Source organism: Acetobacterium sp., assembly GCF_041752335.1.
Classification (GTDB): domain Bacteria; phylum Bacillota; class Clostridia; order Eubacteriales; family Eubacteriaceae; genus Acetobacterium.
The window spans coordinates 1-25,093 of the sequence record NZ_JBGSHG010000049.1; the positions used below are offsets into that span (position 1 = coordinate 1).

Annotated in this window: 24 protein-coding genes and 1 riboswitch; of the genes, 17 read left to right on the plus strand and 7 right to left on the minus strand. The window is 46.6% G+C overall.

The features are described 5' to 3' along the window. Positions 1–158 precede the first annotated feature (158 nt). From ACEW8F_RS06770 to ACEW8F_RS06820, 11 genes are all read left to right on the plus strand, one after another. Positions 159–317, plus strand: a complete 159-nt coding sequence (locus tag ACEW8F_RS06770) for a hypothetical protein (RefSeq protein ID WP_373482715.1) — start codon at positions 159–161, stop codon at positions 315–317. Positions 318–394: 77 nt separating this feature from the next. Then, entirely contained in the window at positions 395–1,168 is a 774-nt protein-coding gene (locus tag ACEW8F_RS06775; protein WP_373482716.1) for an EFR1 family ferrodoxin, read from the plus strand. 35 nt (positions 1,169–1,203) lie between these two features. Then, positions 1,204–1,800, plus strand: a complete 597-nt coding sequence (locus tag ACEW8F_RS06780; protein ID WP_373482717.1) for a TetR/AcrR family transcriptional regulator — start codon at positions 1,204–1,206, stop codon at positions 1,798–1,800. 103 nt (positions 1,801–1,903) lie between these two features. Continuing rightward, positions 1,904–2,275 (plus strand): HsmA family protein, encoded by a 372-nt coding sequence (locus ACEW8F_RS06785; protein WP_373482718.1) that lies wholly within the window; start codon positions 1,904–1,906, stop codon positions 2,273–2,275. 91 nt (positions 2,276–2,366) lie between these two features. Beyond that, positions 2,367–3,368 (plus strand): DUF3089 domain-containing protein, encoded by a 1,002-nt coding sequence (locus ACEW8F_RS06790; protein ID WP_373482719.1) that lies wholly within the window; start codon positions 2,367–2,369, stop codon positions 3,366–3,368. Between the two features lie 526 nt (positions 3,369–3,894). After that, complete coding sequence (locus ACEW8F_RS06795; protein ID WP_373482720.1) at positions 3,895–5,019, plus strand: GGDEF domain-containing protein; 1,125 nt, start codon at positions 3,895–3,897, stop codon at positions 5,017–5,019. Between the two features lie 144 nt (positions 5,020–5,163). After that, positions 5,164–5,823, plus strand: coding sequence for a zinc ribbon domain-containing protein (locus ACEW8F_RS06800; RefSeq protein WP_373482721.1), 660 nt, complete (start codon positions 5,164–5,166; stop codon positions 5,821–5,823). Between the two features lie 334 nt (positions 5,824–6,157). After that, positions 6,158–7,888 (plus strand): diguanylate cyclase domain-containing protein, encoded by a 1,731-nt coding sequence (locus tag ACEW8F_RS06805; RefSeq protein WP_373482722.1) that lies wholly within the window; start codon positions 6,158–6,160, stop codon positions 7,886–7,888. An 18-nt stretch (positions 7,889–7,906) separates the two neighbouring features. Continuing rightward, positions 7,907–8,722, plus strand: a complete 816-nt coding sequence (locus tag ACEW8F_RS06810) for an EFR1 family ferrodoxin (protein ID WP_373482723.1) — start codon at positions 7,907–7,909, stop codon at positions 8,720–8,722. Between the two features lie 75 nt (positions 8,723–8,797). Further along, the gene (locus ACEW8F_RS06815; RefSeq protein WP_373482724.1) at positions 8,798–9,841 is read left to right on the plus strand and encodes a diguanylate cyclase; all 1,044 of its coding nucleotides are present in this window, start codon (positions 8,798–8,800) and stop codon (positions 9,839–9,841) included. Positions 9,842–10,010: 169 nt separating this feature from the next. Further along, positions 10,011–10,280 carry a late competence development ComFB family protein gene (locus ACEW8F_RS06820; protein WP_373482725.1) on the plus strand — a complete coding sequence of 90 codons (270 nt, stop codon included), beginning with the start codon at positions 10,011–10,013 and terminating at the stop codon, positions 10,278–10,280. A 110-nt stretch (positions 10,281–10,390) separates the two neighbouring features. Here the strand turns inward: ACEW8F_RS06820 and ACEW8F_RS06825 are convergent, their stop codons facing one another. From ACEW8F_RS06825 to ACEW8F_RS06845, 5 genes are all read right to left on the minus strand, one after another. Then, positions 10,391–11,596: an aspartate kinase gene (locus tag ACEW8F_RS06825; protein WP_373482726.1), complete on the minus strand. Its 1,206-nt coding sequence runs from the start codon at positions 11,594–11,596 to the stop codon at positions 10,391–10,393. A gap of 76 nt (positions 11,597–11,672) precedes the next feature. Further along, on the minus strand, positions 11,673–12,428 hold the full coding sequence (dapB, locus tag ACEW8F_RS06830) for a 4-hydroxy-tetrahydrodipicolinate reductase (protein ID WP_373482727.1): 756 nt from the start codon (positions 12,426–12,428) through the stop codon (positions 11,673–11,675). 9 nt (positions 12,429–12,437) lie between these two features. Continuing rightward, complete coding sequence (gene dapA, locus ACEW8F_RS06835) at positions 12,438–13,316, minus strand: 4-hydroxy-tetrahydrodipicolinate synthase (RefSeq protein ID WP_373482728.1); 879 nt, start codon at positions 13,314–13,316, stop codon at positions 12,438–12,440. A gap of 293 nt (positions 13,317–13,609) precedes the next feature. After that, complete coding sequence (locus ACEW8F_RS06840; protein WP_373482729.1) at positions 13,610–14,608, minus strand: aspartate-semialdehyde dehydrogenase; 999 nt, start codon at positions 14,606–14,608, stop codon at positions 13,610–13,612. A 102-nt stretch (positions 14,609–14,710) separates the two neighbouring features. Then, a riboswitch (Lysine riboswitch) is annotated at positions 14,711–14,883 on the minus strand. A 110-nt stretch (positions 14,884–14,993) separates the two neighbouring features. After that, positions 14,994–15,206, minus strand: coding sequence for a DUF1858 domain-containing protein (locus ACEW8F_RS06845; RefSeq protein ID WP_373482730.1), 213 nt, complete (start codon positions 15,204–15,206; stop codon positions 14,994–14,996). Between the two features lie 169 nt (positions 15,207–15,375). Between ACEW8F_RS06845 and ACEW8F_RS06850 the strand changes: the two genes are divergently transcribed. The 6 genes from ACEW8F_RS06850 to ACEW8F_RS06875 all read left to right on the plus strand — a co-directional run bounded on the left by ACEW8F_RS06850 (position 15,376) and on the right by ACEW8F_RS06875 (position 22,304). Then, positions 15,376–15,651 carry an HPr family phosphocarrier protein gene (locus ACEW8F_RS06850; protein ID WP_373482731.1) on the plus strand — a complete coding sequence of 92 codons (276 nt, stop codon included), beginning with the start codon at positions 15,376–15,378 and terminating at the stop codon, positions 15,649–15,651. A gap of 133 nt (positions 15,652–15,784) precedes the next feature. Next, positions 15,785–16,546, plus strand: coding sequence for an adenosylcobinamide-GDP ribazoletransferase (cobS, locus tag ACEW8F_RS06855; protein WP_373482732.1), 762 nt, complete (start codon positions 15,785–15,787; stop codon positions 16,544–16,546). Positions 16,547–16,605: 59 nt separating this feature from the next. Beyond that, positions 16,606–18,594 carry a YgiQ family radical SAM protein gene (locus tag ACEW8F_RS06860; RefSeq protein WP_373482733.1) on the plus strand — a complete coding sequence of 663 codons (1,989 nt, stop codon included), beginning with the start codon at positions 16,606–16,608 and terminating at the stop codon, positions 18,592–18,594. Next, complete coding sequence (locus ACEW8F_RS06865) at positions 18,575–18,949, plus strand: metal-dependent transcriptional regulator (protein WP_373482734.1); 375 nt, start codon at positions 18,575–18,577, stop codon at positions 18,947–18,949. The genes ACEW8F_RS06860 and ACEW8F_RS06865 overlap by 20 nt, the downstream gene beginning before the upstream one ends. Before the next feature lie 32 nt (positions 18,950–18,981). Next, complete coding sequence (rlmD, locus tag ACEW8F_RS06870; RefSeq protein ID WP_373482735.1) at positions 18,982–20,346, plus strand: 23S rRNA (uracil(1939)-C(5))-methyltransferase RlmD; 1,365 nt, start codon at positions 18,982–18,984, stop codon at positions 20,344–20,346. A 353-nt stretch (positions 20,347–20,699) separates the two neighbouring features. Next, complete coding sequence (locus ACEW8F_RS06875) at positions 20,700–22,304, plus strand: ATP-dependent endonuclease (protein WP_373482736.1); 1,605 nt, start codon at positions 20,700–20,702, stop codon at positions 22,302–22,304. A gap of 88 nt (positions 22,305–22,392) precedes the next feature. Here the strand turns inward: ACEW8F_RS06875 and ACEW8F_RS06880 are convergent, their stop codons facing one another. Then, entirely contained in the window at positions 22,393–23,697 is a 1,305-nt protein-coding gene (locus tag ACEW8F_RS06880) for an IS110 family transposase (RefSeq protein ID WP_373482737.1), read from the minus strand. Positions 23,698–24,342: 645 nt separating this feature from the next. Further along, positions 24,343–24,933, minus strand: coding sequence for a recombinase zinc beta ribbon domain-containing protein (locus ACEW8F_RS06885; protein WP_373482738.1), 591 nt, complete (start codon positions 24,931–24,933; stop codon positions 24,343–24,345). Positions 24,934–25,093: the final 160 nt, after the last annotated feature.

Sequence of the window (25,093 nt, forward strand, 5' to 3'; positions counted from 1 at the left end):
TATTTTTTTGCTCATTTTGAATCATAAAAGTTCTGTTTTTGAATTTCAGGTGGCATGAATTTTGTAATTTTGAATTTCGAGTCCTTAGTCTTTTATGCTGTAGTCAAACTGGTTTTTTCGACTTTTTCACTGCTCCCGGACGGAGGTAGTGTGTCCGCATGAATGCAACGCGGAACAGAACACAAAGAACCGTCCCCTTGATTCTTCCTATCCCGGAAGAAGCGGATAATGCAGTCATGAAGCGGGCGGATGATGCTTTATATCAAGCCAAAAAACTGGGCCGGAATCGAGTCGAGGGCGAGCCTGACATTAATTGATAAAAACTGACCGGGATCGGCCGTCCCAGGCGCAGTCAATCCGTCTGAGCAGTACCGAACAGGAGGAAGCAGCACCAATGATAACCATCTATTTTTCAGGAACCGGCAATTCACAATACATTGCCGAACGCTTTTCGCAAATAATGGGCGCGACCTGTTATTCGATTGAGGAAGCTGTGGATTTTAACGAAATAATGACCGCGGCGCAGACCATTGTCGTCTGTTATCCCATTTATGGTTCCTGCGTACCCAAAATTATGCGCGCGTTTGTGCGCAAAAATCAAGCCGCATTTGCGGGTAAACGGCTGATCATTTTCTGTACCCAGCTGCTGTTTTCGGGCGACGGGGCCCGGGTTTTCACCGAATTGCTGGCAGGGGTTCCAGTCGATATTCGCTATGCTGAACATTTTAATATGCCCAACAATATCTGCAATTTCTTCTTGTTTCCCCTGGCCAACGCCAGTAAGCAGCAACGCTATCTAAAAAAGGCCGAACAGAAGCTCCGCCGAACCTGCCAGAACATCACCGCTGGAGTGGTCAAGAAGCGTGGCTTTAATCCGGTTTCCCGGCATCTGGGCTTATGGATCCAACGGGCCCATTTTGGGGCCCTTGAAAAAAAGGCTGAACGGGATGTCCGAATTTCGGCCGATTGCAACCGTTGTGGCAAATGCGTCACAATCTGTCCAATGAAGAATCTTAAAATAACCGATCAAAGCGTCATGCAGCTGAACCGCTGCACCCTTTGCTATCGCTGCGTCAATCAATGTCCCCAAAAAGCGATCACGGTTTTGGTGCATGCACCGGTTAGAAAGCAGTATCAGGGGATTATCAGTTTGTCAAAAGATAACTGACGACCCGCTTGACAATCCCGGTAGGATATTATAGAATGAACGCAGTTCATTTGAAGATGAAAGGAGGGAGGATATTGGCCCGGGTCATTGAAAATCCCAAACAGCTGATCTTAAGTCACGCCAAGGAGATCTTATATCAACAGGGGTATCAGAAGTTAAGCATGCGCACCTTATCAAAAGCCTGTGGCATCGCCCTCGGTACCATCTATAATTACTATCCGACCAAAAAAGACCTGGTGTTCGAAATGATGACCGACTATTGGCAGCGCTTCCTTGATGCTATTGCCGAAATCATCGCCGCAGATGCTGACATTTATCTGAAGCTGAATCGGGTTTTTAATGAATTGGAGATCTTTATCCGCAACTTCCGGCAGTATTGGCTGACGCCGGAGCTTTATGGGGATCAGGCGTATAGCGAGGGTGGATTGCAACAAGATCATCGTTTTATCGATCAATTGATTGACCTGATTGCCGCGGAGCTGACCAGCGCGGCGGCAGAGAATACCATCCAAATCAGGTTGGGGGCTCAGGAAACGGCAAAATTTATCATCTTGAATTGCATCACCATCGTTCAGATGCCGTTATTTCGGTATGAAACCTTTGAGTTGTTTCTGAAAGAGCTGCTAAAATAAATCATATCACGTCGATGTGATTTTATTTTTATCGTCAAATGAACAATGTTCAGATATCAGGTCGGTTTAGTTTAACACAATCTAAAAAATAATCAGGAGGATTATGATGTTAGTTTATGCAAGTACCGCCATTACAATGGCGCTGGTGTTCTATTCAATTGGGGTCTGGAGTGAGAAGCTTCAGGGTCAGCTAAAAGTGTGGCATCTGGTCGTGTTTTATCTTGGTCTGGTGTGTGATACCATCGGCACCATGCTGCTGGGCGAACTGGCAGGGGGCGTCACGCTGTTGAGCTTTCATGGCTTCACCGGCCTGTTGGCGATTCTGCTGATGCTCTTTCATGCGGTTTGGGCCACGGTGGTTCTAGTCAGGAATGATCAGAAAGCCCGGGCCAATTTTCATAAACTCAGTCTGATCGTCTGGCTGATCTGGCTGATCCCCTTTGTTTCCGGGGCGATCTTTGGGGTGGCGTTCTAACCGCCATCAGGTTAAAAAAGTTGTGATTAACCCCGGCTGATCGGGTATAATAAAACCAGCAACCCGAAAGGGGTTAAAGGAGAAATGAGAAATGAAAAGAAAAAACATCACTTTGTTGGTGGTGGTTGTCGGTCTGGGCCTGGTTCTGGCCGGATGTGGGGCCCCGAAAGATGTCACCGATTACTCAAAAGCTGAGCATTGGCTCAATATCCCCAGCACCACCGACAAGGCGGTGGATGTCTTTTATCTCTACCCCACTACTTACGCCCCGGCCGATCAGACCAATCCCAGCATCAGTACCATTGATGACGCCGGCATGATGGCCAATGCCAAACTGGCTTATGACCGCCAGGCGACGGCTTTTGAAACGGTGGCCAATATCTATGCGCCGTTCTATCGCCAGGACAACCTGTCACCAGTCGACCGTGAGGAAACCATCGCCGGGATTCCCACCACCGATGCCACCGCGGCCTTTGAATACTATCTCAAACACTATAACAACGGCCGGCCCTTTATCCTGGCGGGTCATTCCCAGGGCGCCGACGTCACCAGTAACCTGCTGTCGGGCTATTTAAAAGACCATCCCGATGTTTACAAGCGGATGGTGGTGGCCTATGTGGTCGGCTATACTGTCACCGAGGATTACCTGGCGGCCAATCCCCATTTGAAATTTGCCGAAGGTCCCGATGATACCGGCGTCATTGTTTCTTATAATACCGAAGCCCCCGAGGTTTTAGCCCCGGGCAACCCGGTCATCACCGCCGGCGCTCTGGTGATCAATCCGATCAACTGGAAACGTGACGAAACCCTGGCCACCGCCGCCGAAAACTTAGGGTCCATCGGGCTCAATAAAGATGGTTCGGCCAAACGCAATTCCGAAGGAATCATTGAACCGGTGATGAATTTTGCCGATGCCCAGATCGATCTGGACAAGGGCGCCCTGATCTGCAGCACCGTTAATGTCGACGTCTATTCCCCTGGCAATGCCACCTTTGGCAAGGGCGTCTACCATACCTTTGACTATCCCTTTTATTATTTCAACCGGCGCCAAAACGCCGAGAACCGCAGCGACAAATATTTAGAGAAACAGTAAGGCCACCAAGATGAAGTATGCAACCTTTTATTTTAGTGGTACCGGCACCACCCACTGGGCGGTATCAGAATTTACCCGGATCATCCAGGATCATCCGGGATCAGGGCCATCAGGCTGAGCAGATTTCCATTGATATCAGTTCCCAGCCCCACCGGCGTCATCACCATCGACGGCGTGGTCGCCGATCCCCAGAAGTTTCCCCGTTATCAGGGGCCGGAGGGATAAGATCTGACGGCGAGCTTAACAATTACCGCAAGGTATCTTAGAATAAGGGCAGTTAGAATCAACACAGTTCATTTGAAAAACAAAATCCGTTTTCCAAAACAGGTAAGCTAAAACATCGCTGCCTGTTTTTTTAAATGCCTATGAATTTCCATCAATAACCCAGCCGCCCCACAGTAAGGATGGCAGCTGTTTGATGGCAAGGTTATTGTTTGGCTGTTATTGATCAAAAAGGCTGTTCAGTGATGGATCGGATATGGTAAAATAATATAGATTATCCAAATTTAGAAGAAAGCAGGCCGTAATGGGACAAAATAGCACCGCCAGTAAAGAAAAAAATAACACCAGCACGCCCATTCGCTGGGGCGAATTTCGGGATCAGGCATTGGAAAAAGAGTTCTACAATGCTGAAATTACCAGGAATTTAAATTATGTGAAATTTACCATGCTGGTGGCGGGGATGGTCTATTTCCTGTTTATTATCCCGGAGTATTTTTTGATCACCGATGTCAATGATTTTAGGGCTATTTTTATCAACCGCAGTGTTGTTCTGGTTGCGATGTTTTGTTTGTATTTTAAAGTCAAACGGGATACCCGTTATGATACACTGATTTATTGGTTTACTGCCTTAGAAATTCTAATTTCGATCTCATTTATATTTATTTCCAACCAATTTCCGAACCCGGACATTCTAATTCAGGCTTTCGGGGTGATGATCATTATTCTGGTGATTTTTCTGATTAATAACCGTTGGCTCTTTTCTGTTTTTACGGCTTTGTTTATCAGTATCGGCTATTTCGTCTTTGTGGCGATCAGTTTTACCGATATCAATATTTCTGAATTTCTGGCTGCAATGATTCATATCGCTATTGTCATTTTTCTAAGCAGTATTTCGTCTTACAGTGTCAATTATTATAAACGGATCCAGTACCTTCACAACATCGAATTAGTGAAAATGGCCGAAACCGACGCCTTGACGGGGATCTATAACAAAGCCAAATTCAATCAGGAATATGCCCAGATGGCCGACAATGCCAAAGCGAGATCCCGGGATTTGGCCGTAATTATGTTTGACATTGACGATTTTAAAGCGGTCAACGATAATTTCGGGCATCTGGTTGGTGATCAGGTGTTAAAAGAACTCACTGCTCTTGTTCGCCGCAACATCAATAAAACCGATATTTTGGCCAGATGGGGCGGCGAAGAATTTGTCATCATTCTGCCGGATAGCCAACTGGAGGAGGCCCTGAAAGTTGCGCAGCGGCTCCGCATGATCATTTCAGAGCATCCATTCCACATCACCGGAGCGATTACCTGCAGTTTTGGGGTCGGTTCCTTTAAGCATGACGATACCGTGGATACGCTTTTGCATCGTGTCGATGAACGCTTGTATCGGGCTAAAAAATCGGGCAAGAATCGGGTCGAATAGGCAAGTGTCAATAATGACAAGGCCAACCGAAAAATCCCTCCGGCTCCGGGCCTGACATTAATTATTAACTTATAATAGCGATGACGTGTTTTACATTAATCGATTAACGCTGCTTATTGCAGTGACTAACCAAAGGAGAATACTATGGAAACAATGACCTGGTCATTACCAACCAGCCCGGCGGGCGATCTGCCCGAGATTGTCTCGGAATATCTGCTCAATCCGCTGGGCATTTTTGTCAAGCGGGAAAAACGGATGCCTAAAAAAGCCAAGTTTACCGCCTTAACCGGCTTTCGGATCGGCTATGCGGCGGTTCCGGGCACTGATTATCGGGCGGCACCGATGGATCGCAATGCCATTCTCTGGCACAAGATCACCCGCATCAAGGAAGCCGGGGAGGACTGCCTGATCGTCTCGGGAAACCGGCAGGACACCATCAATCTCTGCTTTGAAGCGGTCAATCGGATGGCGGTGCTGGATTATATAAAAACCATGCGCCAACAGCACCCGACCATCGGGGCACCGGATGATGTGGCGGCATCCTGGTTGTGCTGGCGGGACGATGATGACTGGGGCGATGCTCAGCTGTCCCTGGCCGAGATGGTCGCCCTGGAAAATGATACCGAGCGCTTTATTGAACCGGAAATTTTTGAAGAAACTCGGCTGCCGGGCGTCCGGGATCATGCCGTTCCGGAAATGCCTGCTGCGGCGGCGGAGCGACCGGCATTCTGTTCCCAATGCGGTACGGCCCTGGGTTCGGATGATAACTTTTGCCCGGAATGCGGCCTGCGCCAGCGGGATTGAAATCGAATTAAAAGCCTGTTCATCACCCCCCTGATATGGTAAAATAATAACAGCTACACACGAAAGTAGTAACAGGAGAAATGATGCCACGGAGTAAACCCAGGGCAGCGGTGGGCATGATGAATCGACGATTTAAATGAAATGCGGCTGATCTAAAAAACAGCCGCATTTCGTTATCGTATTAAAGGTGTCTATTCAATCTCATCATAATATTAGGACCAAATATTAGGACCAAGCTCATACGCTTTACTGCAGGAGCCCCATCCCGCCGGAATTAGGCCGGCATCCAATCAAACCGACAGCGAAGCAAGATCAACGAAATGAGGATTAATTTATGGAAAGATATCAGGTTACAGACAATCATCAGATCCGGATCACCATCGTCGGCCTCTGTCTGCTGGGGACGATTTTTGTAGCGGTGTATTTTAATTATTTCAAGGGCATTGATGTGGTCTACACCCATCTCTTTTACGTCGTGATTGTGATGGTAGGCCTATGGTACAAACAATATGTGATCCAGGTGGCGATATTTCTGGGGGTTTTCCATATCGTCATGGACTATCTCAGTAACGGGACCTTTTTAATGGCGCCGTTACTTCGGGCCAGCATTTTGCTGTTTGTTGCTTCGGGGATTTATCTGCTCATCAACCAGCTGGAATGCAGCCATAAAAAGCTGGATCAGGTAATGAAAAGCGTCGGGGACGGCATTATCGTGGTGGATCTGGAGCAGCGGGTGACGATGCTCAATCGGGTCGCCGAAGAGCTGACCGGCTGGACCAATGATGAGGCCCGGGGCCAAAGCTTTAGCCAGGTTTTTAACCTGACTCATGAAAATCCCGAATATCTGGTGCCCAATCCGGTGGATGAGGTGCTCCGGACTGATCAAAGTACGGCCTCGACCAACCACGCCGTCATCACCGACCGCCAGGGGAACCGCTTTAATATTGAGGACAGCGCCACCCCGGTCAAGGACGGTGAGGGGGCGACCACCGGGGTAGTGCTTATTTTTCGGGACATCTCCGAACGGACCGCCCAAAATGAGCAAATTGAATATCTCAGCTACCACGATCATCTGACCGGGCTTTATAACCGCCGTTATTTTGAGGAAGAACTCAAACGCATTGACGGCCGCCGCCATTTCCCGCTCTCGATTATTATGGGGGATATCAACAATCTGAAAATGATCAACGATTCCTTTGGCCACCTGGCCGGAGACGAAGTGATCTATGCCACCGGTAAGATCATCAAAAAATTCTGCCGCCCCAATGATGTGGCCGCCCGCTGGGGTGGAGATGAATTTGTGCTGTTGCTGCCCAAAACCGATGAGGAAGCCACGGCCCAAATCGTTGCGCGGATGAATCAGGCGGTAGCCCTGGCCCCGGTTGACCAGGGGATGCTCTCGATCGCCTTCGGCTGGGAGACCAAAAAAAACCTGTCGGAAGATGTGATGGTGGTATTTAAAAATGCCGAAAATTACATGTACAAGCACAAACTGCTGATGAAACCCCAGGTCCGGGACAATACCATTCGCACGATTATGGCGTCCCTGTACCATAAATGCGGGCTTGAAAAAGAGCATGGCGAAAATGTCAGCCGCTATGCCCAATTGATCGCCGCGGAAATGCATCTCAGTGACAAGGAAATGGAGACGCTTAATTGGGTGGCCCGGCTTCACGACATCGGCAAGATCACCCTTGATTCGGGGGTGCTCAATAAAAAGGGCCCTTTGACCGCCGATGAGTGGGTGGCGATTAAACGGCATCCGGAAATTGGCTACCATATTACCAACACCACTGCCGACATGGCAGAAATTGCCCTGGCGATTCTGGGCCATCATGAATGGTGGGATGGCAGTGGTTATCCCAAGCACCTGTCCGGTCACAAAATCCCCCTGCTGTCGCGGATTATCGGAATTGCCGAGGCTTATGATGCGATGCGCACCGATCACCCCTACCAGCCGGCGCTGGCTCAAAGCGAGGCCATCCTCGCCATCGTTCACGGGGCTGGCACCCAGTTTGACCCAAATATCGCCGGTATTTTTGTAACCCGGGTGATCGGAGATTAAGCGAAACAAGGAGATGCGATGAAATGTTCAACTTTTTATTTCAGCGGCACCGGTAATACCCATTGGGCCGCTGCGGAATTTACCAAGATCATTCAGGCCCAGGGTCATCAGGCCGAGCTGTTTAGTATCGATATCGGTTCCCAGCTCAGTGATGAGCAGATCCGGGCGATTGTTGCGGATGCCGATGCCATCGGTTTTGCCAACCCCATTTATGGCGGCGACATTCCGCCGATTATGCGGACCTTTTTAAGCCGCGTAGTGGGCCTGATCGGGCCGCTGCCAAGTCCCAAAACGACCTATGTCATCAATACCTATGGCTATGTCAACGCCTTTGGACCCACCGAGACCAAGAAGCTGCTGGCTGGTTCGGGCCTGACGCTGTCGGCTTACGTCAATATTCAGCTCTGTAATAATGTCACCAGCAGCAAGCCGGTGGACCGGGCCCGGCTGAGCAAACGAATGGTCCGGGGCCGTCAGGAACTGCACCGCCTGGGGGATTGCCTGATCGCCGGCCACAAACGGATCAAAGGCCACGGCCCGCAGCTGCTGGTCGGCGCGATGATCCGCAAAAAAGTACCGGAAGCGATTGCCAAATTTTATCAGACCCTTGGTGTCGACAGCGCCACCTGCACCCGCTGCATGGACTGCGTCAAAAACTGCCCCACCGGCAGCATCCGGCTGCGGGGCCAGCGGTTTGTCTTTTCATCTGGCTGTACTGCCTGTATGCGCTGCTATAATTTCTGTCCCACCGGCGCCATCACCATCGACGGCGCGGTTGCGGATCCCCAGAAGTATCCCCGGTTTCAGGGGCCGGAGGAATGGTTAAATAATTAGAGACGGGGACTCAAAAGCAATTTTACGGATTTAATTGATAAAAACAGTCAAGTGAGGGGAGGCTGGAGATAAAGAATGTTAAGTAATGATGCTAAGGCGATGCTCAACTATATTAATGCCATTTTAACTAATAAAATACTGAATAATGACATCCCTGAGATCGCTGAGGGTGATGCTGACTTTTTAGAACTGGAGCAGAGCCTACGGACGATTAAAAACTGGGAAAAGATGCGCCAGGACAATGAAGAGCGTCATCGGCTGATGACCGAGAATGCCTGCGATATTATTGCAACGGTCGATTTGTCCGGGAATTTCACCTATATCAGTCCATCAGTTGAAAAAATAACCGGTTATACGCCAGATGAAGTTAAAAACCATTATCGGGAAATCGGCTATTTTCTTCCAGGAGTACAAAAAGAGATGGATCGTCAAAGAGTGCGGATTAAAGAAATGGTTGCAAAGGGCGAGCGCTTTGACGCCATCAATTTTGAACAACGGCAGGTTCGCAAGGATGGTGAGAGTATCTATACCGATACCGTGCTATCCGGAATATATGATGAACAAAATAACTTCCGGGAACTGCTGGCAATTAGCCGGGATATTACCGAAAAGGTAAAAATACGCAAGAAAATCATCGCTCTCGCTGAAACCGATAACCTGACTAAGCTCTATAATCGGGTGAAACTGGATTACACGCTGGAGCTTGAATTCTGTCGGGCTAAAACCAAAGCCGCAACTTTTGGTTTGATTATGATCGACATCGATGATTTTAAACAGATCAATGATCATTTCGGACATTTGGCTGGCGATCTGGTCTTGTACGAACTGGCAAAGCTTTTTAAAGCCATTATCCGCTCTGCTGATTTGATCGGCCGCTGGGGTGGGGAAGAATTTATGGTCATTCTCCCGGAGACCGATGCCAGGGGGGCAATGGCATTGGCTGAGAAAATCAGACAACGGGTAAGTGAGCAACATTTTCTCGAACGAGAACGCATTACCATCAGTCTGGGGGTTACTGTTTTTAGAGACGATGCTACCGTGTACAGCATCATTTATCGGGCCGATCAGGCTTTGTATCAGGCCAAGAAAAATGGTAAAAACCAGGTTTATCTGATGTGAAATGGATTTTTTCGGCACAAAAAAGCAAATATCAAACATTGAACTGAAAACGGTTGAAATGGAATTGTTTTAATAGTATACTAATGTCAGGAAAGTACCTGCCTGAATAAAGAATATTTTAAATACGCGATACTCCGCGAACAAATCGACAAACTTTGGAGGAAAAAAGATGTTAAAAAATTACATGGAGGATGCGGTTGATTTATTTTTACCACATATGCTTGAACAGTATCCGGAACTATGCACCTGTGAGCTCTGCATTGAAGATATTAAAGCAATCGCCCTGAATAAGCTGAAACCTGCTTATTTTGTGACCCACGAAGGACTACTGTATTCAAAAGTTGAGGAAGTGACCACCCAGCATAAGGCGGATATGGCCAGTGAACTGACCCGGGCCATTGATATTGTCTCAAATAATCCCCGTCATCCCAAAGTATAACAGGGAGCCCTCCTGAATCAATAAGCCAGCATACCGAACCAAGTGGTCCGGTATGCTGGCTTATTATTTTTATGGCAGATTGCATTTAATGGCCTGATTATTTAAAGATCTTATAAATCAAAGGCTTCGGCAGTGGCAGTGACAGCCTGATCCTTATCTTTGGAGGGGATGATGCAACTGATCCGGATTTCCGAGGTGGTAATCATCAACATTTGGATATTGTTATCAGCTAACAAGGCAAAAAACTTGGCGGCCACGCCGGACTGGCTGCGCATGCCGATGCCCACCACTGACAGCTTGGAAATGTTTTCGTTGATGATCATGCCGATACCGGGGTGTTTTTCCTGAAAAGCAGTGAGGATTTTCTTGGCATCCTCCAGATCGGTGACCGGGGCAGTAAATGAAATATTAATGAGATCATCGATGGGGGCACTTTGGCTGATCATATCGATGTTAATGCTTTTAGTGGCAAACTGACTGAAAAATTGGGAAGTGATATTCATGTCAAAGGGAATATCACGGATGGTAATCATAATTTCGTCATTGTCAATGGCCACACCGGTGATGGATTGTCCTTCCATGTTTTTTTCTCCTTTTTTAATGATGGTGCCGGGGACGTCGAATTCACTGGAGGCCACCCAGATCGGGGTGTCGTATTTACTGCCCAGCTCAATCGCCCGGGGATGCATGACCCCGGCGCCGAGGCTGGCCATTTCCAGCATTTCTTCATATGAGACAGCGTCCAGTTTTTTGGCCTGGGGATAAAGCCGGGGATCGACCCCATAGATGCCTTCAACATCAGTGTAGATTTCGCAGGGAGCATTCAGTACGCAGGCCAGGGCCACGGCACTAGTGTCCGAGCCGCCCCGGCCGAGGGTGGTGACATCGTCATTTTCATTGACGCCCTGAAAACCGGCGATGATGACAATCTTATCTTCATTTAATGATTCCAGAATCTTGGTGGTATCAATGCCGGCAATCCGGGACTTGGTATGGCGGCCGCTGGTGCGGATGCCGACCTGGGGGCCGGTAAAGGAAATGGCGTCGTAGCCCATCGCCTGCAGCGCCATCGACAGCAGTGAAATGGAGATCTGCTCGCCGGTGGACAGCAGCCGGTCCAGCTCCCGCTTGGGCGGGGAGGGATTGATAGCATAGGCCAGCTTGACCAGCTCATCAGTGGTTTTGCCCATGGCCGAAACCACCACGACAATCTGATGGCCGCTTTTTTTCTTGGCAATGATGCGTTTGGCAACATTTTGAATCCGTTCGGTGGAACCAACCGAGGTTCCACCATATTTTTGAACAACGATATTCATGAGATTAACCTCTAAATCAGTAGCAGCTGTGATTAATCGACTGTTATATGATCCTTTCTGTTATGGTGTGGGGGAACTAGTCGTTGACGACCATGGCCATGTCGTAGCGGCCGGGGGCCTGGCCGACCAGGTATTGGGCGGCTTTGACGGCGCCTTCGGCGAAGACTTTCTTGGACAGAGCGATGTGGTTGACTTCGATGATTTCGTCGTTGCCGGCAAAGATCACCGAGTGTTCGCCGGGGATGGTGCCGCCGCGGATGGCGTGGATGCCGAGTTCGTTTTCGGTGCGTTTGGCATCCCGGCCATAGCGGCCATAGCTGTAGTCTTTTTTGGTGACCAGCCCGTCATTAATGGCGTCGGCCAAAAGCAGGGCGGTGCCGCTGGGGGCATCCAGCTTTTTATTGTGGTGCTTTTCGATGATTTCAATATCAAAGCCGCTTTCCAGCTGGCCCACCATCTCTGTTAACATCTTGGCAATCAGATTGATCCCCAGCGACAGGTTGGCAGTTTTAAAAACCGGAAATTCTTTGGCCCCTTCATCAATGGCCGCCAGATCAGCTTCGGACAGACCGGTAGTGGCGATGACGATGGGAATTTTTTTGCTTCGGGCAAACCCGAAAATCGCCGGGAAGGCCGCAAAATGGGAGAAATCGATGATCACATCGACTGCTTCGGTGCAGTTGGCCAGATCGCTGTATACCGGAAAGGGCAGGGTAGTGATGGCCTGCTGATCAAACCCGGCTACCACCTGGGTATCGGGGTTGGCGGTAATAATCTGCTGCAGGGTGCCGCCCATGGCGCCGGAGACGCCGCTGAGTAAAATATTGATCATGGTTGCCTCCTATAATAAGCCGTAGGCTTTTAAATCGGCAATCAGTTTGTCTTTATTACAATCTTCCATTTCAATTAGCGGCAGCCGCATTTCGCCGGTATCCAGACCCATCAGGCCCATGGCGGTTTTAACTGGAATCGGGTTGGTTTCATAGAACATCGCCAGATTAACCAGGTTGGTGCTAAATTGCAGCTGCCGGGCGCGTTCCAGATCTCCGGCCATAAAGCTGGCCACCAGCTCATGCATGTCTTCAGGAATAATGTTGGCCGATACCGAGATCACACCCTTGCCGCCAACCGCCATAATCGACAGCACATGGTCGTCATTGCCGCTGTAAATATCAATATCATTGCCACAGACCCGGGCAATTTCGGTAACCTGACTGATATCGCCGCTGGCTTCTTTAACGGCCGCCACATTGGGGATCTTGCTCAGTTCTTTAATGGTGGACACGGCGATGTTCATGCCGGTGCGGCTGGGGACATTGTAAATGATCACAGGAATTGTGATGGCATTGGCAATCGCCGAAATATGAGCGATGATCCCCCGCTGGGTGGATTTATTGTAATAGGGGTTAATGATCAGCGCCGCATCGGCCCCGGCTTTTTCGGCTTCTTTGGACAGCATGATCGAATAGGCGGTGTCATTACTGCCGGTTCCGGCGACAAAGGGCACCCGGCCGTTAATGTACTTGCCGGCATCCCGGAGCAGTTCCAGATGCTCGTCATCCGTCAGGGTTGAGGTTTCACCGGTGGTGCCGGCAATCAGAATGGCATCGGTTTTCTTTTCAATCTGCCAGTCAATCAGTTTGTGAAAGCGTTCAAAATCAACTTGCCCATCTTTAAACGGGGTAACCAGTGCGACACAGCTTCCTGTAAAAATACTCATTTCAATCTCCTTTGATTGTGGTTTTGGGGTTTTGAGGTTTGTGTGAGATACCGTACCGACCAATTGTTAATCTGTTGTTCGCTGCGCCATGCGAAATTCGCTATGCTCATTTCGCAGTGGTCGCGGGCAGTCGCCAACTACAAGCAAGCTTGTGATTGGCTCGTTGCCTTCGCGCAGGATCGGACAGGCTATGCCGTGTCCGCTCCGATGCGTACAACATGATGTAACAATTGTCGGTACTGGGTTAGTATTCTAAATAATTGTTCTAAAGAGCATAACCTTGATTTACGAGCCTAGATCAAGCCGCGTTTAATCAGTTCGAAGGCGATCTGGACGGCGTTGGAGGCGGCGCCTTTGCGGATGTTGTCGGCAACGACCCAGAGGTTCAGGCCGTTGTCGACACTGAAGTCCCGGCGCAGACGGCCAACATAGACGGAATCGGTGTTTTCGGCCACCCGGGCCAGCGGGTAAACATTGTTGGCCGGGTCATCCTGGAGAACAATTCCCGGGGCATTGCTATAGATATAGCGGATCGAGTCCAGCTCAAACGGTTTTTTCAGCTCCACGTTGATGCTTTCGCTGTGGCTGTAGAAAACCGGTACCCGCACGGTGGTGGCGGTGATCCGCAGGCTGTCGTCATGAAGGATTTTCTGGGTTTCGTTGATCATCTTCATTTCTTCCTTGGTGTAGCCGTTGTCCAGGAAGGAGTCGATGTGGGGCAGCACGTTATAGGCAATCGGGTGGGGATAGAAAGCATTGGCTTCGCCCTTGATCCCGCCTTCCAGATCGGCATAACCCTTAACCCCAGAACCGGAAACGGCCTGGTAGGTGGAATAAACAATCCGGTCGATGCCGAAGGCATCATAGAGCGGTTTTAACGCCACTACCGCCTGAATGGTGGAGCAGTTGGGGTTGGCAATGATGTTGCCGTGCCAGTCCAGATCTTCCGGGTTAACTTCGGGCACCACCAGCGGCACTAATGGATCCATCCGGAAGGCACTGCTGTTGTCAATGACGATGACGCCTTTGGCAGCGGCAACTGGGGAAAATCGTTCGCTGGTGTCGCCACCGGCGGAGAATAGGGCAATATCAATCTCCTGGTCAAAGGCTTCGTCACAAAGCTCCTGAACCACGTAAGATTTTCCGTTAAACATAATTTCTTTACCAGCCGACCGTTTGGATGCCATCGGATACAGGTTATTAACCGGGAATTTAAGTTCCGCCAGGACCTGAAGCATTTTCTGTCCCACCATGCCGGTGGCGCCGACGACTGCAACATTATAAGATTTCATATTACCTCCAAAAATTGAAATTTTCCATTTGAAATTAAAAAAAAGCCGGTAACGGGTACCGGCTAAAAAACAAAGAAATGCACAAAAAAGCGATTTCGTTGGGTTTTAGATAGCACTCCATCACAAAAATGATGACAGTCTTACTGCTCTTAACAGTAAGCCCAGGAAAAGGTTCGCAAAACATTATCCTTCGGCGAGCTTTCCTTTCACAACGCATCATCCCATTTGCCATGGTCACCGCCGTTAATCTTAAAGTCCGCACCTCTATCGTATCTATTCGATTCTGATCATTGTAACAATTATGCCCGATGATTTCAAGAGGTTATTGATAAAAAAATAAAAAAAAGCAACGTATTAAAAAATACGTTGCCAATTGGTAACCCTGTTATTTTGTCAAGTCGATGGCATCTAAGGCATCGTTAACTGATTTGATCAGTGCATCCGGATCAATACCGTGTGCTAAAGCACCTTCTTCAATGCTTTCAAAACGTGCAGCCATACAACCAAAGCAATGCATTCCGTAAGCCTGGAATACGTTGACTGAATCTGGATATGCATTAACAGCATCCATGATGCCCATATCTTTTGTTACTTTCATTTTTTTCACCTCCGCAAAGTGCAAATTTCATTTTGCATATAATACATTATAAAACTTAAAAAAAGATTTTACAAGTTAAAAAGAAATAAAAGTCGTTTACTTGCTAAAATAGCGGTCTGAGGTTATAATGGTAGCATAGGGGAATTTTATAGTAAAGGGGTGGATTATTGTGATAGTTGATAAAGTAACCGTTAATAACAAGGCCGGACTCCATGCAAAACCAGCCTCACTTTTTGTTCAAAGAGCCAATGATTTTAAAAGCGAAATCTATATCAAAAAAGAAGCAACCCGGGTTAATGCCAAAAGCATTATGGGTGTGATGATTTTGGCCGTTCAAAAAGGCGACGAGATACAAATCGAAGCAACTGGTGATGACGAGAAACGGGCAGTTGAACAATTAAAACAACTGATTGAAAATCGTTTTGATTTTGTGGATGAAGTCTAAGTTATCTTTAATGATATTCATTTAAAAAACGAAAATTCAGAAAAAACGGACAGATAAAGTATGAATGCAAATTCATGCTTTTCTTTTTTCCGGGTTAAACCAACCCGGATCTATCATTTAATTGGAGAACAGCATGCGAAAAATCTTAATAGCAATTTCTTTTTTTACCCGGATCCCGATAAAGCTTGCGGATGTCAGTGCCGAGGAGTTTTATGAATCGATGATTTTAATCCCCCTGGTAGGGGTTTTTATTGGCGCAATCCTTTGGGGGGTATCCATTTTATTCTCGTTGATCCACTTTATTCAGCTCCAGGCGCTGTTGATGGTGATTGCCTATATCTGGCTCACCGGCGGCCTCCATCTGGACGGCTTTGCGGATACCACCGACGCCCTGTTTTCGGCCCGGGACCGGGAAAAGATGATGGAAATCATGAAAGACAGCCGCCTGGGAGCCTTTGGCGCCATCGGTCTGATTCTGATCATTTTAACCAATTGGATGACCTATACTATTATCCTGCCCGAATATAGCACCGCTTTGCTGGTGATGCCAGTGTTCGGCCGGGTGATGGCGATCATGTCCACCTGTTTTTCAACCTATGCCCCTGGCGGCGGCGGTTTGGGCAAACGCTTTGTGGAAATGACCCAGCTGCACCATTTTATTGTTTATCTGGTCTTGCTGCTTGGTTATGCAACCCTGATTCTGGGTCTGCCGGGTCTGCTGACCGCTGTGATTTGCCTGTTGCCGGCCCTGCTGCTGATGAAAAATCTTCAGCACAAAATCGGCGGCATGACCGGAGACACCATTGGCATGACCATTGAACTCAATCAAACCTTCTTTATGGTTGTCTTCAGTGTGATTCTGATTAACTTTCCAGTTTATTTTAAACTTTTTTAAGAAAAACTTTTTAGCGGTTTGTTATAAATAATGTGAAAAATTATTAAGAAAGGGTATGAATGAAAAAGTCAAACAACGATTCAGGGCAAAAATCCCGAATCGACACCCCCCCCAAAGAAAACAAGGGTTTTCTGCCGATGTCAAAAAAAGAGATGAAAGCCCAGGGCATTGCCCAATGTGATTTTATTCTCGTCACCGGCGATGCCTATGTGGATCATCCCTCTTTTGGGGCGGCCATCATCGGCCGGGTGCTCCAATCCCGGGGTTTTTCGGTGGGCGTCATTGCCCAACCCAACTGGCAGGAAAACGAAGATTTTAACAAGCTCGGCGCCCCCCGACTGGGGTTTCTGGTCACCGCCGGCAATCTGGATTCGATGGTGAACCATTTCACGGTAAATAAAAAGCGCCGCCGGGAGGACGTCTATGCACCCGGCGGCCAGGCCGGTCTACGGCCAGACCGGGCCACCATCGTGTATTGTGGCAAAATCCGCGAGAATTTTGGTGACATCCCCCTGATCATCGGCGGCATCGAAGCCAGTCTGCGTCGCTTTGCCCATTACGATTACTGGCAGGAAAAGGTCAGACGACCGATTCTCTTTGATTCACGGGCCGATCTGCTGGTTTACGGTATGGGGGAACTGGCAATGATTGAGATTGCGGTCGGCCTGAATGCCGGAATCCCGGTGAACCAGCTGACTCATATCCGGGGCACCGCTGTAATCAGCCGGGAAGCAGAAGTTGGTGATGCGGTGATGCTGCCAGCCACCGAAGAAGTAATCGCCGATACCCTGGCCTATGCCCGGGCCACGGCGCTGATTTACCAGAGTAACAATGCCCATGATCCGCGGACGTATCTGCAGCCCACCGGCAATCGGTACCTGCAGCAGAACCCACCCCAGCAGCCGCTTTCTCAGGCCGAGTTTGATGCCCTTTATGATCTGCCCTTTACCTACCGCTGGCATCCTGTCTATGATCAGGTGGGAGGCGTGCCGGGGCTGGAAGAAGTGAAGTTCAGTATCACCGCCAACCGGGGCTGCTATGGCAACTGTACTTTTTGTGCTTTGGCCATTCATCAGGGTAAATACGTTCAGATGCGCAGCCGCGATTCAATTGTCCGGGAAGCTGGACGGATGGCAAAAGATCCGGATTTCAAAGGCTATATCCATGATATTGGCGGGCCCACCGCTAATTTTTCGCACCTGGCCTGTAAAAAACAGGAAACCCGGGGCTATTGTAAAGATCGCGAATGTCTGGCGCCGGAACCCTGCAAGAATATTGACCCCAGCCACAAGCCCTATCTGGAGACCCTTCGGGCAGTCCGGAAACTGCCGGGGATTAAAAAAGTTTTTATCCGCTCGGGCATCCGTTATGACTATCTGGCGTTGGATCAGGACAAGGCGTTTTTCCGGGAACTGGTGGAGCATCATATCAGCGGACAGCTGCGGGTCGCTCCGGAACATGTCTCCGACGAGGTGCTGCGGCATATGGGCAAACCGTCCTTTAAGGTCTATGAAAACTTTGCCCGCCAGTTCAAACAGATTGATGATCAGCTGGGCAAAAACCAGTTTGTGCTGCCTTATTTCATCACCGGTCATCCTGGCTGTAGTCTTCAGGATGCCGTCAAGCTGGCCGAATATATCCGGGACATGGGCTTTTTTCCGGAACAGGTCCAGGATTTTTATCCCACTCCGGGCTCGGTGGCTACGGCCATGTATCATACCGGGGTCAACCCCCTGACGATGGAGGCGGTTTATGTCCCCAAGGGGCGCGAGAAGAACATGCAGCGGGCTCTGGTGCAGTACAATAAGCGGGAGAACTATCTGCTGGTCCATGAGGCCCTGACCAAAGCCTACCGGGAAGATTTAATCGGGACGGGGAAAAAAGCGCTGATTCCGGCCAAGGTAAAAAGTGGCGATCATCATGTCGGTCAAGCTAATAAAACCAATCACACGAATAAAACGAGATCAGCCAAGCCAGCTCAGGCGAAGCAGTCAAAAATAAACCATAAGGATAAAAGCAGAGGTAAAAATGGAAAAAAAATTAACTGAATCCATTGAGGATTATATTGAAACCATTTATCTGGAGAGTCAGAAACACGGCAAAGGCGTGCGGATTACCGACGTTGCCCTGGAACTGAAGGTCAGCAAGGCCAGCGCCAATGATGCCGTCCGCAAACTCAAAGAGTTGGGTTATGTGGAACATGAACGCTATGGGCAGATCTATCTGACCGAAGCCGGGAAGCACCGAGCTGAAAAGGTCTATGAAAAGCACCGCCTCATTACTGAGTTTCTGGTCAAGGCGCTGGAAGTGTCCCTGGGCACTGCGGAGAAAGATGCCTGCGGCATTGAGCATATTATCTCGGACGAATCCTTCGAAAAAATGAAGGCTTATCTCGATCAGTAAACAAAAAAAATAAAAAAATTAAGGAAGTAAGAATGAACGAAACAAGCAACCAGATTAAAGTTGGCGAGAAGTATACAATGGAATTAATGGATATCACCCATAGTGGGGAAGGGGTCGGACGACTGGACAACATGATCGTCTTTGTTGAAGGCGGCCTCCCCGGGGACGTGGTGGAAGTTGAGATCCGAAATGTGAAAAAAACCTATGCTCAGGGGACCCTGCTGTCGATCAGCCAGGCCTCACCGGAACGGGTCACCCCGGCCTGCCCCTATTTTGAGCAGTGCGGAGGCTGTCAGATTTTGCATATGAGTTATGGCGGCCAGTTACGGGCGAAAGCGAAGATGGTCGGGGATGCCCTGCAGCGGATCGGCGGTCTCAAAGAAATCGACGTGGCACCGATTCTCGGGATGGAAGATCCCCGGCGTTACCGTAATAAAGCCCAGTTTAAACTGGACAATAAGGGCATGGGTTTCTATGCTAAAAAATCCCATAATCTGGTTCATATTGAGGACTGTCTGAACCAGCCGGAATCGGCGGCGGATGCCATTAAAACCATCAACGCCCTGATTCAGGAACTGAATTTAAGCATCTATGATGAACGCACTCATAAGGGTTATGTCCGGGGCGTGCTGCAACGGACCAACCTCCAGGGCGAAAACATGATCACCCTGATCATTAACGGCAAGGATTTAAGCCAGCGTCAGGCCATTGTGGAAGGGATTCTGGCCGGGATTCCCAATGTCAAAAGTATTTATGTCAATATCAACCGCGAAAAAGGCAATGTCATCCTGGGCAAAAAAAGTCTCTGTGTCCACGGCGCTGCCCGTCTGGTTGAGGAGATCGGGGATCTGAATTTTTCAATTTCACCCAACTCCTTCTTCCAGGTCAATTCCAAACAGACTGTTAAACTCTATGATACCATCAAAGCCTTTGCCGCTTTAACCGGCAGTGAAACCGTCTTTGATCTGTATTGCGGTACTGGTACCATCGGTCTTTATCTGGCGGCTCAGGCCAAACAGGTCGTCGGGATTGAAAGCGTGGGGGATGCCATTCTCGATGCCCGGGAAAATGCCGGACTCAATCAGATTGAAAATGCCAGCTTTCATTTAGGCCGGGCTGAAGATGAAATGCTGAAAATCATCAAAGAAGAAGGTCTCAAGCCGGACCTGATTATTCTCGATCCGCCTCGTAAAGGCTGCGAAGAAACGCTGCTGGCAGCGATCACCGAACTGGAAACACCACGGGTCATTTATGTCTCCTGTAATCCGTCAACTTTGGCGCGAGATCTTAAGTATCTGACCGAAGCCGGCTATGCCATCAAAGCGGTTCAACCGGTGGATTTATTCCCGGGTACCGGGCACGTTGAGACGGTAGTATTGATGTCACGGGAAAAATAGTAGGTATGTGAAAGTCCAGTATTACTGGGCTTTTTCTTTTTTTGTGGTATAATTTTACTATCTAAAACAGGTAAATTATTCTTTGAGGGAATCGATCTAAAGAGCTGATTATGGCCCGTACAGTGCGATTTAGATGTCAGTGTTTGGTGAGAAGTCGATATAGATGTTTTCGGTTTTTGGGGCTTGTTGAGTGGTTGATTTGGAGGTTTTTAGGAATTGGCTGGGGTTATGTGGTCAGTTCGAATGTTTGCATTATGCAGGCTATATATTTATTAGAATGAGTTATGATTGAAATAATATAAATATTGTCTAAAGAAATAACCCAGGTATTGGTAAAGAGGGGGAAGCACAAAATGCTTGAGAAAATTCAAATAAAAAATTTCAAGTCTATAAAGCAGATAGAAATTAATTGCAATGAAAAATTCAATGTAATAATTGGTGAAAACAATATTGGAAAAACAACTATTTTTGAAGCTATTCATTTATGGAAGATTTGTTTTGATGCAAGTATTCAAAAAAGGGACAAAAAATCTTTCTACGCTACATCTAAAAATATAATTTTTTCCGATAATGAGTATTTACGTATTTTTGAAGATAAAGATTTACTTAACCATGAGTTGTATAGTAGTAATAAAACTATAGAAATATCTCTGGTAATAAAATATAATGCAGAAATCTACAGTCTTGGGTTTCAGGTTTCAAAAGTTATTGGGATAGATAATGCCTATTTACAAACAACCTATATCGACAGAAATGAGTTTAATAGATTTTCAAATATGGTGAAAAATTCAGAGTTTAATTTGACAAATTTTTTAATAATTTGTGAATCTCGTCCAATTGCTAATATTGTAGCCAAAGAGCCATATATGTATAAAAGCCAAGTTCTTGATAAAATTTCTCGTGGAAAAGGTTATGAAGTGCTCCGAAATAAAATAATAAAATCCTCACATATTAAAGAACTTATTGAAGAACATATAACTAATGTTATGAACGATGAGTATAGATTTAATGAGGTTGATAAAGATAATAAAACATATATAAGACTATTAGTTAATGGGACGAATATCTTATCCCAAGGTAGTGGTTTTTTACAGATTGCAGAAATTTTTTCATCTCTAGAATATATTAACGCGGGAATGTATATTCTTTTAATTGATGAGCCTGACTCTCACTTGCATATGCGATTACAAAAAAATCTAATTAATGAATTACGTTCCATACTCAATAGCCAAACCTTTGTAATTACACATAATGATCAATTCATCTCTTATATTCCTGATGAAGAAATTTTATTTATTGATAACAAGCGTAAAGAATCAGGAATAATAAAATGCATAGAAGCAGGATATAAAAATTTAATACTGGAGAACCTAATAGGAACTATAGATAAAATTGACAAATTAAGGATTGCGGAAAAAATTGTTTTGTGTGAAGGTGAAACTGATGTTGTTTTTCTTAATAATTTGTTACAGAAATATTCTGAACTAAATGGTTCAGAGTTACCATGTGTTTTTATAGACAAGTTGTATGGAATAGATTCCTTGAACGATAAACTACTTTCTTATTCTAGGGCATACAACCAAATTGTTTTTAATGAAGCAAAATGGCTTATTATACGTGATTCGGATTGTTTACCGATATCTAAGCAAATTAGATCTGGGAATAAAAGCAAGGATTATATAACAGCTTCAAATAAGGAAGTGCTCTTTCAAAAGGGATATGGAATAGAATCAACATTTATTTCTGAACAAAACAAATTTTCTGTGCTAATAACAGCGCACTATGAATTAGATAACACAGAAATTGATAATATAAGTGAAATTATAAGTGAAACTATTAATGAATATGCAAACAACGTAAGAGATTGTTTAAATCCGGTACATACGGAGCTTTTACGTCATTTTAATAGACAGAAAGACCAGCTAATAAAAGTCAATAGCAAATTTCATATTTTTTAAAAATTAGGATGAATAAAAAATGGCATGGTAAACAAGCCATCAAAAAATCCGAACAATGGCCCAAAACAGCTAATCGAAATTTACAGGGTTAAGCGACCAAAGCGAGGTCGGAACGGTTGCTGTTTCGCCAGGACTGATGATCTTCGGGGCTCCTGAATTCAAACGGTTTTTGATCACGGAGAACCGCAAAGATGTAATGAAGCAACTTATTCATAACAGCAACAAGAGCTACCTTTTTCTTCTTGTTCTGGCACTTCTTCTGATAGTAATCCCGCAAAACGGGATTCATTGGATCGCCTTTGCTGGTGGTGCGGATGGAACCTAGAGCTGCTGTAAATAGGACTCTACGCCCGAGCCGGGTACCACGTTTGGAAATTTTGTTACGATCCCCATTAAACTTTCCGGACTGATTGACACTGGGATCTATACCAAAAAAGGCAACCAGTGCTTTTGGTGAATGGAATCGCGAAAAATCGCCAATTTCGGCCAGAAAAGTAGCCGCAGTCATAAAACCAATTCCTGGCACGGATTCCAAAAGTGCAATGGATTCTCGGACAGTTTTAGGAAAGTCAACATCCGAAATCATTCCAACCAGCTGTTCTTTCAGACCAACCTGATTGTTCTGAAACATTTCAATCCCATCAAGGTGAAACTGGATTTTGCGGCTGAGAATTGAAAACTCCAGCGGCATTGAAAGGCAAAGCTGCGCCATTTCAACGAGCTTGGCCGCTTTTTTCTGTCCCCATATAAGCCCCTTGCGGCTGGTTGATGCCATCATTTTTGCCAGTGTGTCTGGACTTTCAGAAAGAATAGCCTGAGGCGTCGGATAATCTCTGAGAATTTTCAGCGAGGTCTTGCCACAAGGATCGCTGAACACATCCAGATAACCCGGAAAAAGCAGATAAAGATCGGTGCACAGCCGGTTTTTCAGTTCAGTCAGCATATCCGAAATTGCATAGTACTCACGCAACAACATCCGCAGGGCAAGAATCTGGGGTTCTGGAACCAGTGAATACTTGACATTCTGAAATTTAGCCAGCCGGGCAATGGCTTCTGCATCTTTTGCATCATTTTTTACTTTTCTTAAGTTGAAATTTTTGGTAGAATGAACACATAGAGGATTGAGGACAAATCCTTTGAGATCATTCGATTTCAAAAAGAAGAAGAGTGGCAAATGAAAGATACCCGTAGATTCTACAAAGTAGATGGGCTTTTGTTTCAGCCGCTCTTCTTCTTTTTTAAGGATTGCGAGCAGCTTGTTGAAACCCGCCGGATTGTGATCGATCCGAAAAGGTTTGCGAATCAATGAGCCATTGGGCTCAAGCATGGCGACCACAGAAAACTCTGAGGAAACGTCAATACCGACAACAAAATCACTCAGAAATTCAGACATAATAAGACAACCTTTCTGTTCAAACTAGTCAGAGCATCCACCAGAAAGAACGCCGGACAACCTTGCATTTGAAACGGGTAACACCCGAAGGTAACCCAACCAGCTAAACACCGAATCGTCCCTGTGGAGTGACACGCTTTTTTACGGATAAGACCTTAATAAGAAAAGGGATCCATTAAGTACGCACATCGATCTCTCTAACAAGGAGATTATAGCACGATGTTTAGGAAAATCATATCCCGGTGTCGCTGATTGAGCCGAACAATATGTTCGAATTTTGAAAGATCATTCGGGTGTGGTTTTTAACCTTTACCCTAACTCTATCTTACAAGATAAGCGCAGTGAATATAAAGATTTATCTTTCCAAGATATGTTATCAGAAATCAATGATAGTAATATTGAATATATCATGACTAAGCCGTTATTGAATATGTTTTTAGAATCCATACATCACAAGGTAACAGCAAGTTATAACGTGCAAAGTGATAAACTTGATAATCATACACTCATAACTTTTTATTTCGGAACACTTAATGATATTGATAAAATTTATAATTGTCACCAACATTTAATAGATGTACTGACAAATTAATTGCTATTCACAAGAAAGCACCCTGCGCTATTACAACGTAGGGTGCCAAAAATTTACTCCGAATTATCTTCATTAATGTCCACTTTCACACCAGATTTGAATTCCACAATGAATTTGTCCTCAAAGACGGTGACTTTTTCAATCAATCGCCGGACAAGCGCCTCGTCATATTCGGTCAGGGAGGTTGACTGCTCCATCAAAAAAGTACTCATATCGGAAATTCGTTTCTTTATGTCATCCCGTCCGGCGCTTTCCAGCTGAAGCTTTTGTTTTTTATTATGCAAACGGTGAATTTCAGCACCAACTTCTTCATAGTCGGCCTTAGAACTGGCAAGTTTCAAAAGCTCTTGTTGAAGTTCCTGAAGTCGCAATTCAATATCAATCAGGGGTTGATTATTCTCACGGCTGAGGACGTTTTCGATATTTTCCTGTAGGGTAGCAAGAAAGGTGTTTTTTTGGCCAAGCGTCTGATTGATAGCACTGACCAGCATCTGTTCGATTTGGTTTTCAGGAACCGTTCTGGCATCACAGAATAGCCCGGTGTTTTCCAAGCGACTGACGCAGCGCCAAACGACGGACTTTTTGCCGCGGTTGTTCCAATGGACCCTGCGAAAAACTTCACCGCAATTGCCGCAAATGATCATGTTTGAAAAACAGTGCGTACAGCTGTGTTTGTCAATCAAAAAGTTTAGCGTTTGGTCTCGAAAAGTTGTGCACTTGCCAACACAATTTTGTTCATTAGCAGATGGTCGTCCAATCTCTTTTTAACAGAGTACCATCTGCGCAACTTTTGAATACTTTTTG

Bases quoted from the DNA above. Each gene is read 5' to 3' on its own strand.
- ACEW8F_RS06780 (WP_373482717.1), top strand. From the start codon at position 1,204: ATGAACGCAGTTCATTTGAAGATGAAAGGAGGGAGGATATTGGCCCGG.
- ACEW8F_RS06845 (WP_373482730.1), bottom strand. From the start codon at position 15,206: ATGAAAGTAACAAAAGATATGGGCATCATGGATGCTGTTAATGCATAT.
- cobS (WP_373482732.1), top strand. From the start codon at position 15,785: ATGCGAAAAATCTTAATAGCAATTTCTTTTTTTACCCGGATCCCGATA.
- dapA (WP_373482728.1), bottom strand. From the start codon at position 13,316: ATGAGTATTTTTACAGGAAGCTGTGTCGCACTGGTTACCCCGTTTAAA.
- dapB (WP_373482727.1), bottom strand. From the start codon at position 12,428: ATGATCAATATTTTACTCAGCGGCGTCTCCGGCGCCATGGGCGGCACC.
- ACEW8F_RS06815 (WP_373482724.1), top strand. From the start codon at position 8,798: ATGTTAAGTAATGATGCTAAGGCGATGCTCAACTATATTAATGCCATT.
- ACEW8F_RS06825 (WP_373482726.1), bottom strand. From the start codon at position 11,596: ATGAATATCGTTGTTCAAAAATATGGTGGAACCTCGGTTGGTTCCACC.
- ACEW8F_RS06880 (WP_373482737.1), bottom strand. From the start codon at position 23,697: ATGTCTGAATTTCTGAGTGATTTTGTTGTCGGTATTGACGTTTCCTCA.
- ACEW8F_RS06805 (WP_373482722.1), top strand. From the start codon at position 6,158: ATGGAAAGATATCAGGTTACAGACAATCATCAGATCCGGATCACCATC.
- ACEW8F_RS06865 (WP_373482734.1), top strand. From the start codon at position 18,575: ATGGAAAAAAAATTAACTGAATCCATTGAGGATTATATTGAAACCATT.
- ACEW8F_RS06860 (WP_373482733.1), top strand. From the start codon at position 16,606: ATGAAAAAGTCAAACAACGATTCAGGGCAAAAATCCCGAATCGACACC.
- ACEW8F_RS06885 (WP_373482738.1), bottom strand. From the start codon at position 24,933: ATGATCATTTGCGGCAATTGCGGTGAAGTTTTTCGCAGGGTCCATTGG.
- ACEW8F_RS06820 (WP_373482725.1), top strand. From the start codon at position 10,011: ATGTTAAAAAATTACATGGAGGATGCGGTTGATTTATTTTTACCACAT.
- ACEW8F_RS06810 (WP_373482723.1), top strand. From the start codon at position 7,907: ATGAAATGTTCAACTTTTTATTTCAGCGGCACCGGTAATACCCATTGG.
- rlmD (WP_373482735.1), top strand. From the start codon at position 18,982: ATGAACGAAACAAGCAACCAGATTAAAGTTGGCGAGAAGTATACAATG.
- ACEW8F_RS06790 (WP_373482719.1), top strand. From the start codon at position 2,367: ATGAAAAGAAAAAACATCACTTTGTTGGTGGTGGTTGTCGGTCTGGGC.
- ACEW8F_RS06875 (WP_373482736.1), top strand. From the start codon at position 20,700: ATGCTTGAGAAAATTCAAATAAAAAATTTCAAGTCTATAAAGCAGATA.
- ACEW8F_RS06785 (WP_373482718.1), top strand. From the start codon at position 1,904: ATGATGTTAGTTTATGCAAGTACCGCCATTACAATGGCGCTGGTGTTC.
- ACEW8F_RS06775 (WP_373482716.1), top strand. From the start codon at position 395: ATGATAACCATCTATTTTTCAGGAACCGGCAATTCACAATACATTGCC.
- ACEW8F_RS06840 (WP_373482729.1), bottom strand. From the start codon at position 14,608: ATGAAATCTTATAATGTTGCAGTCGTCGGCGCCACCGGCATGGTGGGA.
- ACEW8F_RS06800 (WP_373482721.1), top strand. From the start codon at position 5,164: ATGGAAACAATGACCTGGTCATTACCAACCAGCCCGGCGGGCGATCTG.
- ACEW8F_RS06795 (WP_373482720.1), top strand. From the start codon at position 3,895: ATGGGACAAAATAGCACCGCCAGTAAAGAAAAAAATAACACCAGCACG.
- ACEW8F_RS06770 (WP_373482715.1), top strand. From the start codon at position 159: ATGAATGCAACGCGGAACAGAACACAAAGAACCGTCCCCTTGATTCTT.